At 34.2% G+C, this 12481-nt stretch carries 11 protein-coding genes and 2 pseudogenes; 4 read left to right on the top strand and 9 right to left on the bottom strand.

Annotation, left to right across the window (positions count from 1 at the left end; all coding sequences use genetic code 11):
• Window positions 1-124 precede the first annotated feature (124 nt).
• The 3 genes from DKK70_RS12480 to DKK70_RS12490 all read right to left on the bottom strand — a co-directional run bounded on the left by DKK70_RS12480 (window position 125) and on the right by DKK70_RS12490 (window position 1791).
• Window positions 125-433: a hypothetical protein gene (locus DKK70_RS12480; protein ID WP_110434312.1), complete on the bottom strand. Its 309-nt coding sequence runs from the start codon at window positions 431-433 to the stop codon at window positions 125-127.
• A 317-nt stretch (window positions 434-750) separates the two neighbouring features.
• Entirely contained in the window at window positions 751-996 is a 246-nt protein-coding gene (locus DKK70_RS12485; RefSeq protein WP_110434313.1) for an AraC family transcriptional regulator, read from the bottom strand.
• A gap of 342 nt (window positions 997-1338) precedes the next feature.
• Complete coding sequence (locus DKK70_RS12490; RefSeq protein WP_219999780.1) at window positions 1339-1791, bottom strand: hypothetical protein; 453 nt, start codon at window positions 1789-1791, stop codon at window positions 1339-1341.
• A 1129-nt stretch (window positions 1792-2920) separates the two neighbouring features.
• Here DKK70_RS12490 and deoC point away from each other — a divergent pair.
• On the top strand, window positions 2921-3640 hold the full coding sequence (gene deoC, locus DKK70_RS12495; RefSeq protein WP_110434315.1) for a deoxyribose-phosphate aldolase: 720 nt from the start codon (window positions 2921-2923) through the stop codon (window positions 3638-3640).
• Between the two features lie 101 nt (window positions 3641-3741).
• Here the strand turns inward: deoC and DKK70_RS12500 are convergent, their stop codons facing one another.
• Entirely contained in the window at window positions 3742-4554 is an 813-nt protein-coding gene (locus tag DKK70_RS12500; protein WP_219999781.1) for a GntR family transcriptional regulator, read from the bottom strand.
• Between the two features lie 983 nt (window positions 4555-5537).
• On the opposite strand from DKK70_RS12500, the gene DKK70_RS12505 reads away from it, so the two are divergent.
• The 3 genes from DKK70_RS12505 (at window position 5538) to DKK70_RS12515 (ending at window position 9120) form a co-directional block, all read left to right on the top strand.
• Entirely contained in the window at window positions 5538-6110 is a 573-nt protein-coding gene (locus DKK70_RS12505; RefSeq protein WP_110434316.1) for an RNA 2'-phosphotransferase, read from the top strand.
• 391 nt (window positions 6111-6501) lie between these two features.
• A complete protein-coding gene (locus DKK70_RS12510; RefSeq protein ID WP_110434317.1) occupies window positions 6502-7674 on the top strand; it encodes a M20 aminoacylase family protein in 1173 nt (390 codons plus the stop codon).
• Window positions 7675-7689: 15 nt separating this feature from the next.
• Window positions 7690-9120 carry an MFS transporter gene (locus DKK70_RS12515; RefSeq protein ID WP_110434318.1) on the top strand — a complete coding sequence of 477 codons (1431 nt, stop codon included), beginning with the start codon at window positions 7690-7692 and terminating at the stop codon, window positions 9118-9120.
• Window positions 9121-9280: 160 nt separating this feature from the next.
• On the opposite strand, the pseudogene DKK70_RS17690 reads toward DKK70_RS12515, so the two are convergent.
• The 5 genes and pseudogenes from DKK70_RS17690 to DKK70_RS12540 all read right to left on the bottom strand — a co-directional run.
• Window positions 9281-9406, bottom strand: a pseudogene (locus DKK70_RS17690) (hypothetical protein); the annotation flags it as partial.
• A 131-nt stretch (window positions 9407-9537) separates the two neighbouring features.
• Window positions 9538-9663: pseudogene (locus DKK70_RS17695) on the bottom strand (hypothetical protein); the annotation flags it as partial.
• Window positions 9664-9793: 130 nt separating this feature from the next.
• Complete coding sequence (gene mnmE / locus DKK70_RS12530; RefSeq protein WP_110434319.1) at window positions 9794-11155, bottom strand: tRNA uridine-5-carboxymethylaminomethyl(34) synthesis GTPase MnmE; 1362 nt, start codon at window positions 11153-11155, stop codon at window positions 9794-9796.
• A 125-nt stretch (window positions 11156-11280) separates the two neighbouring features.
• Window positions 11281-11883, bottom strand: coding sequence for a YdcF family protein (locus DKK70_RS12535; protein ID WP_110434320.1), 603 nt, complete (start codon window positions 11881-11883; stop codon window positions 11281-11283).
• A gap of 11 nt (window positions 11884-11894) precedes the next feature.
• Window positions 11895-12446: a DNA-3-methyladenine glycosylase I gene (locus DKK70_RS12540; protein WP_110434321.1), complete on the bottom strand. Its 552-nt coding sequence runs from the start codon at window positions 12444-12446 to the stop codon at window positions 11895-11897.
• Window positions 12447-12481: the final 35 nt, after the last annotated feature.

Here is a 12481-nt window from a genome sequence, read left to right on the forward strand (position 1 = left end):
TTAACATTAAAGCCTAATGTTAATGGATTGGTTTGGAACCCTTTGGGTTTGTGAATCGGTTTGCCGGCAAAGAGGTCATAGTAAAAACCATAATTATTTCCTCGTATGCCTATTACGCCACCGGTTAAATTCTGCCAGCCAGATGAATGCGCTTATTGACAGGTTTAAAACGAGGTGAATTATCTTTTTCCAATAATAGCGCTTGATTAACGTTAAGGTATAAACGCTCAATTGGAAAAATAGCTTCACTGGTCGCGGGTGTTAATAAATGGATGTCAAGCGATGAAGGGATTAATGTATCTGGAAGTGCTTTTTCATGCGCTGGTTGATGGATAAACGGTTGTCCACTAAATTGCTGCGTAGGCGGCGGTTCGGCTAAGGCAACCGTCGCGGGTAGAACAATGAAACTCCATGCAAATAAATAGCTTTTCATTAATAAATCCATAATATTAACAATGAAACATCATCACACACAAATTTATACCCAACCATGCTAACATTAAATCAATTCAATGTCGATGCAAAAATTGATATTCATCATTTTACCATTTTTTTTAATATTTTATTTAATGTGATTTTACAGGCAAAACCCGATCTATCCACCCTCGTCGACAGTAATCAGCAGAAAAATTGGTGCTAATTCATCTTAAGTTTTGTTAATTGAGTTTGGTTAAATTATGAATAGTTTAGTTTTAGCCATAGTGCTATAGATAAGGAAAGAGGAAAAGTCTAAGGTATTGCAAACTTCCATTATTCATATATTAAATTGACTGTAGACCAATGGCAAAGACATGTAAAAGTAGCATCATCAAGTTTCTTGATTTTAAGATGACTGATGTGATCTATTTCGCTGGTATATTTACCTTTCAATATGAAAGACAATTCATGGAAATGATAATCACTTATTTTAGTTTCAGCAATTGCAAAACCTTTTTTTAACAACGTATTAACTAAGGTTTCGATTGGCTTACAAACGGCTATTTTATCTACTTGCATGGTATGCTACTTTTATATTGATTAAAAATAATAAGCCAATTAAGGTTAATTTATTAACTTTCATATCATTATCATCTATATTTATGCGGTTTTTTTCTGTTCGGTTAATCTCTTTTTGCTATTACTTATATTGTTTTATTAATACATTTTATTGATGAAATAAACAACCATTATTCTTAAATACTTTATCAGCAAATCTGTGTTTATATAATCCACTATATTGCGAATTTAATATTTCGGTAGATTATTTATTAGAGTTTGTTTGGCTAATTTTTTCAACATATTTCTGACTAAACTATCATTTTAAATTTGCATACCTATTAACCAAATGGGTTTTTAGTTCTAATAGGGTATTTTTTTAATACTTTCTAACCAAGTACAATAATAATTTTTTTGCTCGTTAATAGTGACTATTTGTTTTATATCCTCTTCTGGCGCAAAGAGACTGACAGTTGGTGTACTATAATCAACCCTCTGACCTAAATTAAGTTTCATGGTTAATAAAGTGTTAGTTAAAAACTTAACCATATAATATTGGGCACAACACCCTTTAATTAACATTTTGATATCATTGATTGTTGTTAAGCTATATAGTTTATAAAAAGCGTCAAAAGTTCTAATATCTTCTGTTTTAAAAATTTTATCGTTAGCATCGATATATTCCATTGAAACAATATTATATAACCCCTGATAGCTATAAGGTTGGTTGCTAGAAAGATCTATGATGGTTGGGTTGTGTTTTTTTTCACTCCAGACATTAATTACCGCATCGATTACTTCATGTTGTGAATCCACACATTTGATTTTAAAGCAGTTAACATTATCTCTGTTATACATTTTTTACCTTTAACTCCTAAAATAATTTAGATTTAGTTATCTCCATAAAATAGTAGCCTTAAAGATTTAACGCTTTAATCAAAAGGTGTTTTTATTTTACGATTAAAGTAGTTTACAATTTTAGAAAATACCCTTCGATCGACTTTAAACGCAATAATTTATTTAAAACCTTTAAATTTAATAACCCTTTGCCATCATCAAGGATTATAGCATTCAAACCTAACCAGCTTTTTACAGATAAATACCACCACATTTTTCAGAAGAATAACTTATAAAAGTCATATATTTATTATTCTCTTGTTAAGATTGTAGGTAAAATTTAGGTTTTAAAGATAATAATATGATTTTTACCAGGATGACGAGCAATATTATTAAAAAAAATTTATTTGATTATTTTATTTCGTTAATTTCGACTATAGCATATCTACATTATCACTATTATCTAGTGAATATCGCAATTATATTACGCCAATCAATCCGCAGAAAAATCAACTAACTAATAGTTGTTTTAAGAATGCAATATTTTCTAGCTTTTGAATATCAATTGAATATTTGCAATGAATAATTGACGCTAGTTATTTATCAAATAAAGATTGTTAATCCTTTTGAGAGATTAACGCAAAAAACTAGTTAGCAAAAACTATTTAACATAAATCGATAAAAGATTACTCATAGTTGCAACAGGTAACTTTTAAAGTGAGTCAGCCGATATTTTTAGTAAAAATAATTGCAGAATGTATTCCACTAAAATTAGTTTAGCGATGATGGTATATTTCCGTTTTTATTAAATGTATCAGAATATTTTTATCTAAAGTCGATTTATATAGACTCTATTAAATCGTTAAAATCATCAAATATTACCTCACCCAACATGGGCTTATACTCAGTTAAGTCATTTTTTCAAATATAATTTCATTGCATTAGCCAAAGTTATCCAGTCTTTTATTCTGATTAAGAAAAGTAAGCTGCATAAAATAAAATTTATAACCATCTCATTGACTTTGTGATAACTACTTCTATAATTAAATGTATCATACATTTAATACATATGTGTGTTTTGTTATCTATATTATCATTAGGAGTCGTTATGAAACCAAGCAAAAAAGCCAATCAAATGACGGTCAAAGAACTTGCCGCTTATATTGACCAATCAGTATTGAAACCTGAATTTACACAACAAGAAATTATTAAGTACATTCAAGAGGGTATTGACTATAACTGTAAAACCGTTTGCATCAATCCAGCCTCATTAGATATTGCTAGAAAACTTTGTGCCGGCACTAATACCGGAATTTGTGTGGTTTGTGACTTTCCTTTTGGGGCTTCAACAACAGAATCTAAAGTTAAACAAGCCGAAATCATATGCTGTCAGGGAGATATTGAAGATCTCGATATCGTCGCGAATTATGGTTGGATAAAAAGCGGTATGTGGGATGAAGTTGAAAAAGATATCAAAGCAGTGGCAGATGTTTGTCACCAATATGGAACTCAGTTAAAAGTAATTTTTGAGACTGATGCCCTAACATTAGAGCAAGTAGCAAAAGCAACAGATGTAGCTTGTAAAGCCGGTGCTGATTTTGTTAAAACGTCTACAGGTTTCTTTACTGGTGGAGAAAGTAAAGGCGCAACACCAGAAGTTATTAAAGTGATGATGGAAGCCGCTAAAGGTCGTTGTAAAGTGAAAGGATCTGGTTGTATTCGAACTCAAGCTCACTTTTTTGAATTAATTGATCTGGGAATTGATCGTATGGGTATCGGTTATCGATCTACACCTGAAGTACTTGGCGTGACTAAATCAACTTCATAAAATAGCGATAAAAAGATAATTACTGATCTTCAATTTTGCAGAGTTAATAGGTTAGGAAATGAACACTTGCTTCATTTCCTTCGTTTCCCTTCGTATAAGATCTAAGGATTAAGTAAGCGGGAAAACTCCATTTGCTTGACATTATTTTGATTGTTTTTATACAGGTCAAGCTTGAAAACACATTTATCAGCACGTGTAATAGATTTGGTATATTCAAATATATAGCCATTATCTAAATGAGAGATTCGCTCAATACCATAACCGGCCATTTTCTTTTTACATTGCAAATATTCGGCATGATCTTTTTCAATCAATATTGCTTCGATAGTCTCTTCTGCATGAAATAAATTTAAGTTATATTCATGGGTTAATACCAGATAAAGAGAAGCTTTATCAAAATTATTCTGCTCAATACCTTCACAAAGATAATAAGGAATATAGGTTGTTTCAAGTAATAGAGGGGTTTCGTCTGCACAGCGTAAACGTTTTAATTTAAATACTTTTCGATTTGTTGCTGGTAGTGCCAATTTTTGAGCAATAAAGTCATCCGCAGTCATCACTACAGACTCTAATACTATTGATGAAGGTTTAGCGCCAACTTCTTGCATATTATTGGTGAAATTATATAGATAGTTTATTTTTCGCCGGATTTTTTCTTCGGCAACAAATGACCCCTTACCACGATAACGAACAATCAAACCTTCATTAATCAACTGATCCATCGCTAAGCGTACAGTAGTTCGACTAATATTGAGAATCTCACATAGTTCATTTTCGGCAATTAATTGATCGTTAACTTTAAATACACCTGCTTTAATTTGATGTTTGATAAAGGAATATAACTGCATATAGCGCGGTGAAGGACTAACCGGATCAAAATGAAAATCTCGTTTAAAACTTTCCACATCAATCATCTATGCTCTCCCTAAATTGGAAAAATAACTAATCAAAATATTATAAAGGTTTCATAAAAACTAGGAAGAAAAAAGTAACTAACGTCAAGTTCTAACTAAATAATTCGAAACAAAATGGTTATTCACCTTTTATTTAATTAATTTTTTATCTTTATGATTTCAATAATATTGACAATTAAAGTTGAATTTTTTCTTCTAAAAAGCCCGTTCCTCAACTTTTTTAGAAAATTTTATATCAGATAATGGAATAGAAACGTTAGTGTAATAACCTGTTTTTTTGTTTACACAACTTAGTTGATTTTGTCATGATATGATGGCGCAAAATCATCAGATGAAACCAGCAAATGATTGGTGAAGATAGTTAGAGTGATTATTCTTAAGAATACTTGATATTACATTGTAACTTTTTGAATCAAATACCAATTCTTCCTTGCATTAGAAGATAAAAACATCCTGTTCAATTTTTTTGAATTTTCCAGGTCACTATAGATGATGGCAAAATATTATCGTGATCAATATTAATATGAATAATAAATCTAGCTATACCCGCCTCCTATAGCTGTAACTTTAACTATATGATCAGAAAGAGGGGCAAATCTCTCTTTTTCTAATAATAGTTGGTTTAAAATAATAGTTGGTTTAAAAATTGACTATTATCTTTAGCCCTCTAATGAATAAGAGAATTTAACCATTTATCAAATAAAATTTTTTACTGCTTTTGAGAGATTAACGCAAAAAACTAGTTAGCATAAATCGATAAAAGGTTATTAATAGTTGCAACAGGCAACTTTTAAAATAGGGCAGCCGATATTTTTGGTAAAAAAATTGTAGAACGTACACCATTTGATTAAAGTTCGGTATTTTACGCTTATATCATATTGATAATTCCTAATATTTTTTATGATATAGAAAAATATATCTTGTATTACAGTTAATAAAAGCTAGAATCGAACTTATTATTTAATAGTTCAAATATTTAGCATATGAGTAAAAAAATAAATATCAAGTGCACAAGTAAAGATTTAGTGAAGATCAGTAAATTTTTAAGCTATGTTTTAAGGCATAAGCCAGAGTCTATTGGTATCACATTAGATAGCGATGGTTGGGTTGGAATAGATGTTTTAATTCGCCAAGCGAAGAAACATGGTATGCAAATTTCTCAAGAATTAATTACCGAAGTCGTTAGAACCAATGATAAAAAACGCTTTACCCTCTCCGAAGATGGTTTAAAAATTCGTGCTGCTCAAGGACATTCGACTAGTCAAGTTAACATTGCTCATGTAGAGAAAATCCCACCTGAATATTTATATCATGGTACCGCAACCCGTTTTCTTGATTCTATTCAACAACAAGGTTTGATTGCTGGCGAACGTCATTATGTTCATCTTTCAATTGATACAAAAACAGCTGTAGCTGTTGGTAAACGTCATGGAAAACCAGTTGTATTGAAAATTAACGCGTTAGCAATGTTTCAACAAGGTTTTAAGTTTTATTTGGCGGATAATGGTGTATGGTTAACCGAGAATGTGCCAAACCAATTTTTAGAGGAAATTTAAATTAAATCTGCATAACTGAAAAAATAATTGCCAGTCATTTTGTAACATAAGTTAATTAGTCTATTACCCGTGCTTAGATTAATTAAACAAAAGCATCTCGGTTCGTTAAATCTATTTTTTAGAATCGCTAATAATGTGGTTAGTTAACCGCATTTTTTCTCACTTTTTGATGATAATCCATATTATCAGGCAACTACGACTTCGCAATTTTCCAATATCACATGATAGAAATAATCGACATCGACAAAATTAGGAGTTATTGTATATTTGTTCATCTATGCGGTTTTAGTGATTGAGTTGTTTGAGGATTTCAATTTGATCTAAGCACAGATGTGTTGTCTCCCTTCTTTTTATTGATAACAACGATATTCGGGTTAATTAGGAGCCTAAAATGCAGCATATTATGGAAACGATTAGCAAAACAGAGCAAGAGTTTATTGATATTCGCCATCAAATTCATCAACATCCTGAATTAGGTTTTGAAGAGCATAAAACCAGCGATTTAGTGGCAAGTAAGTTGGCTCAGTGGGGCTATGAAGTACATCGTGGTTTAGCAAAAACCGGGGTGGTTGGTGTTTTAAAAAATGGTACTAGTGATAAAAAAATTGGTATTAGAGCCGACATGGATGCGCTACCTATTGTTGAAGCCTCAGGAAAACCATGGAGCAGTCAAACCCATGGCAAATTCCATGGTTGTGGTCATGATGGACATACGACTATTTTACTGTGCGCAGCTAAATATCTTGCCGAAACCCGTAATTTTGATGGCACGTTACATGTTATTTTCCAACCAGCAGAAGAGTTATTGTATGGTGGCAAAGTGATGGTGGATGATGGTCTGTTTAAACAATTTCCTTGTGATGTTATTTTCGGTATTCACAATATGCCAGGTTTTAAAGAAGGTCATTTTTATTTCAAAACCGGTGCACTTATGGCCTCATCCGATACCATTCATATCAAGATTAAAGGCAAAGGAGCTCACGGTGCCATGCCTGAACGAGGAATTGATGCCACTCTTGTTGCCTGTTATATCGGCACCGCGTTGCAGAGTATTGTTTCTCGCAATGTTTCACCCTTTGAGCAAGCCGTTATCACGATTGGTTGTATTCAGTCTGGTGAAGCGCCAAATGTGGTGAACAGCGATGCACTTATGAAACTAACCGTTAGAGCACTGGATAATGATACCCGGGCGTTACTACTTAAGCGTATTAGCGAAGTTGCCACTTCACAAGCGGAAAGTTTTGGTGCCTCAGTAGAAATTGAGCATGTCAATGGTAGTCCAGTATTAAATAATGGAGCAGATGCAACAAAATTTGCCTTTGATGTTGCCCAAAAATTAGTTGGTAAAGATCGCGTGCATGATAATTGCCATCCTTTTATGGGCAGTGAAGATTTTGCTTTTATGTTAGAGAGTAACCCCAATGGCTGCTATATGATTATCGGTAATGGCGATGAACCCGGTTTTTGTAGTGTGCATAATCCTGGATATGATTTTAATGATAACTGTATTGTTACTGCGGCAGCATATTGGGTTGCATTAACGGAAACCTATTTAAGCAAATAAGGATTACGTGTAGCTATGTCAAATTTAAATATGTTAAATACTCAAAATTCAGCCATAGAACAGTTTAAAAGTCATAACCGGTTAACATTCGGCATTGTATTAGGGGTTATTACTTTTTGGCTTTTTGCTCAGTCAATCGTTAATGTCGGGCCAGCGGTTCAGCACTCTATCGGTATTACCCCTGCATCGTTTAATTTAGCAGTAAGTTTAACCGCCCTCTTTTCTGGCTGTTTTATTGTGGTTGCCGGTGGACTCGCTGATCGTTTTGGACGAGTTCGCTTTACTTATTTGGGTTTTATATTAAGTATTATTGGTTGCCTTTGTTTGATCTGCGCACAAGGTGAAGTGCTGTTTATTACTGGTCGTATTATCCAAGGTTTATCTGCTGCCTGTATTATGCCATCGACTTTGGCGTTAGTGAAAACCTATTATCAAGGTAAAGATCGTCAGCGCGCATTAAGCTTTTGGTCGATAGGATCTTGGGGCGGTTCAGGTACTTGCGTGCTGGCCGGCGGTGCGATAGCAACCTATTTAGGTTGGCAATGGATTTTTATTATCTCTATTGTTTGTGCTTTGTTAGGTATGTTGTTATTAAAAGGGACACCAGAAACTAAAATTGACGATCCATCAAGTTTGCCTAAATTTGATTATGTTGGACTATTCGTTTTTGTTATCACTTTAGTTACGTTAAACCTTGTCATCACCAAAGGATCTACTTTTGGTTGGACTAGTGTAACGACATTATCACTCGCTATGATATGTTTGGTTTTTCTGATTTTATTTTTTGTTATTGAAAATCGCAAAGCGAATGGCGCATTTATAGATTTTTCACTGTTTAAGAATGTCCCTTATCGTGGCGCTACCTTATCTAACTTTCTACTCAATTCTGTTGCCGGTACATTAATTGTTGCCAGTACTTATACCCAACAAGGACGAGGCTTTACCTCTTTCGAAAATGGATTATTGACCATTGGTTATTTAGTTTCGGTTTTATGTATGATTCGAGTAGGTGAAAAGATCTTACAAAAAGTCGGCGCGAAAAAACCAATGCTACTCGGGCCTTTAATTACAGGTTCGGGGATTGCCTTGATGACGCTGACTTTGTTACCGGATATGTTTTATATTATTTCGGTGTTTGCCGGCTATATTTTATTGGGTCTTGGCTTAGGCTTTTATGCCACACCATCAATTGATACCGCAATAGCTAGTGCTCCAGAAGATAAAGTTGGTGTTGCATCAGGAATATATAAAATGGCGAGCTCATTAGGTGGTGCATTCGGTGTGGCGATTTCGGCATCAACTTATGCTGCAATTATTGCTAATGGCCAAAGCATAGCGACAGCAGCAGCAATAGGACTCTGGATTAATGTTGGTTTTTGTTTGTTATGCTTTATTTCAATTTTAATTTTAGTTCCAAGTAGTGCCGGCAAGCATAAATCAGCCTAACTTTTTATCATATTAAAACTTATCTTTGGGATAGAACTTTTAACTTCTACCCCTATTTTTTAAATGGGTAGATGAATTAAACCCATAATGCTTAGAAAGCAATATGGGGTTTGTTAGGGGAAATATTGGTTAATGGTGTGAATTTGTAGGCACATTCAACTTATTTGCCAATACAGAATGAACTGAATATTCTTCCTAATAGATTATCAGAAGTAAATTCACCAGTAATTTCACTTAGCGCTTCTTGAGCTAATCTTAACTCTTCGGCTAAGAGTTCACCTGCATGGAATGTTATAATTAGCTTCTATCCCTATTTTTTTAAAGATAGATGAATTAAACCCATAAAGCTTAAAAAGCAATATGGGGGTAATTATGAGAAATATTCATTAAAAGTATGAATTTATAGGCAAATTCAACTTATTTGCCGATACAGAATGAACTGAATATTCTTCCTAATAGATCATCAGAAGTAAATTCACCAGTAATTTCACTCAGCGCTTCTTGAGCTAATCTTAACTCTTCGGCTAAGAGTTCACCTGCATGGAATGTTATAATTAGCTTCTATCCTTATTTTTTTTAAGATAGATGGATTAAACCCATAAAGCTTAAAAAGCTATATGGGGTAATTATGAGAAATATTCATTAAAAGTATGAATTTATAGGCAAATTCAACTTATTTGCCGATACAGAATGAACTGAATATTCTTCCTAATAGATCATCAGAAGTAAATTCACCAGTAATTTCACTTAGCGCTTCTTGAGCTAATCTTAACTCTTCGGCTAAGAGTTCACCTGCATGGAATGTAATAAGTTGATATTGACCATTATTTAAATGCTCAGCTGCTTTTTCAAGTGCTTGCAAATGACGACGTCGAGCTAAAAAACCACCTTCTGTACTACTCGAAAACCCCATAGCTTGTTTTAGATGCTCACGCAATAACGTCACACCTTCACCTGTTCGAGCGGATAATTGAATAAGTGCATATCCCTCTTCTTCGCTATAACCAAGTGCCTCACCGGTTAAGTCTGCTTTGTTGCGAATCACAGTAACCGGCATATTTTTTGGCAATCGCTCAATAAATTCTGGCCAAAGTTTTTCGGGATCGGTTTCATTCGTTGTTGTGCTATCGACCATAAATAAAACCCGATCGGCTTGTTCTATTTCTTGCCATGCACGCTCAATACCTATCCGCTCTACTTCATCACTTGCTTCACGCAGTCCAGCGGTATCAATGATATGTAAAGGCATACCATCAATATGGATATGTTCACGCAGTACATCACGAGTAGTGCCGGCAATATTGGTAACAATAGCAGCATCACGACCTGCCAATGCATTGAGCAAACTGGATTTTCCAGCATTTGGACGACCAGCAATAACCACTTTCATCCCTTCGCGTAATAGAGAGCCTTGTTTAGCTTCTTGGCGGACTTCGTTTAATCGTTGAATAACTTGATTAAGTTCTGCTTCTATTTTACCGTCAGAAAGAAAATCAATCTCCTCTTCCGGAAAATCGATAGCCGCTTCGGTAAAAATACGCAAATGAATCAAGGATTCAACCAGTGCATTAACCTTTTTAGAAAATACACCTTGTAAAGACGAGATAGCAGATTTAGCCGCCTGTTCTGAACTGGCATCAATCAAGTCAGCAATCGCTTCGGCTTGGGCTAAATCAAGTTTATCATTTAAAAATGCCCTTTCCGAAAACTCACCCGGCCTTGCGATACGCACACCAGAAATTTCTAAAATTCGCTTTAAAAGTAAATCTAAAATAACTGGGCCGCCGTGACCTTGCAATTCAAGCACATCTTCACCAGTAAACGAGTGCGGATTAGGAAAAAATAGCGCAATACCTTCATCAAGTGTCGAGCCATCGTTTGCTAAAAATGGAAGATATTCGGCATACCTTGCTTTAGGTAATTTACCTAATACTGCCTGCGCTACCTCTTGGGCTTTAGGACCTGATATGCGCAATATGCCCACACCGCCACGACCGGGCGGCGTTGCTTGCGCAACAATTGTATCTGATTTCATATTTGTTTATAGCTAATTTAAAGTTTGATAGTTAATAATATCATGGACGCTCGACAAAAACAGTAGTGACTACCGCTTTGGCCGTTATTCGCTAATTTTAGCGTATTTTATCCATTATTTCGTCGTTAATTCGCCGGTTTGGTATTATTACTAGGGTGGTCAAAGAGCCAAGAATTTGCCAATGCAAGTGGCTCGCGAATTAATGCAACATACCTATCACCATTATTAAAGCTTAATGGAGCAGATAAGCCAGATACATCATTAATTCCTGAACGTTTAGCCAGCATTATTGAACGTAAAATATGGAAATCATTAGTTACTACTACTGTTCTACCTAAAGGTAAAACTCGATTGGCAAAAATAAATTGCTCCGCAGTACGTTTGGATTGGTCCTCTTGATAAACTCGAGCAGCATTGATGCCGTTGTCGATAAGATATTTAGCCATCACACTTGCTTCTGTTGCTGATTCATCTGGACCTTGACCTCCACAAACTATCACTTTGGTATTGGGATTATTTTGCAAATAATTAATGGCGGTGTTTAATCTAATTTGTAAAGTAAGTGGAGCTTGGGCAGGTGTACCAACCACCTGCGATCCTAAAACAACTAAGGTATCAGCATTGGCGGCTGGTTTTTGTTTAGCAAAGATAAAAATAACAACGTTACAAATGATAAAATAAACTAATAGTGCTATTAGACAATATTTTATTAAATTGATAATTGTCATTAATTTTCCCCTTATTTTTTAAAACAATCTTCGAAATGGTCGTTAACTAACCCCATCGATTGCATAAATGCATAACAAATTGTTGTGCCAACAAATGTAAATCCTCTCTTTTTTAGTGCTTTTGACATTTTATCGGATATTTCTGTGCTAACAGGGACTTCACTTTTATCTTTAAAATGATTGATGATTGGCTTACCATCAACGAATGACCAAATAAATTGCGAGAAACTCTCATTATTATTTTGCATAGCTAAGTAGGCATGCGCATTTTTCACGATGCTATTAAGCTTTAAACGATTGCGAATTAAGCCTGTATTTTCAAGTAATAATTCTATATCAGTTGCGGTTAATTGGATAATTTTTTCCGGTTGAAAATTGAAAAAACATCGCCGATATTCGTCTCGCTTTTTTAATACAGTGACCCAAGATAATCCGGCTTGTTGTCCTTCAAGACAAATTTTTTCAAATAGTTTAAGGCTATCATATTGAGGATAACCCCATTCGTTATCATGATAATCAATATATAACGGGTCATTTGAGACCCAACTGCATCGTTTTGTCATAATTATTTCATCCTAAAATTTTCAAATCATTATAA

Origin of the sequence: Gilliamella apicola, from assembly GCF_003202655.1 — a bacterium.
GTDB classification, from domain to species: domain Bacteria; phylum Pseudomonadota; class Gammaproteobacteria; order Enterobacterales; family Orbaceae; genus Gilliamella; species Gilliamella apicola_R.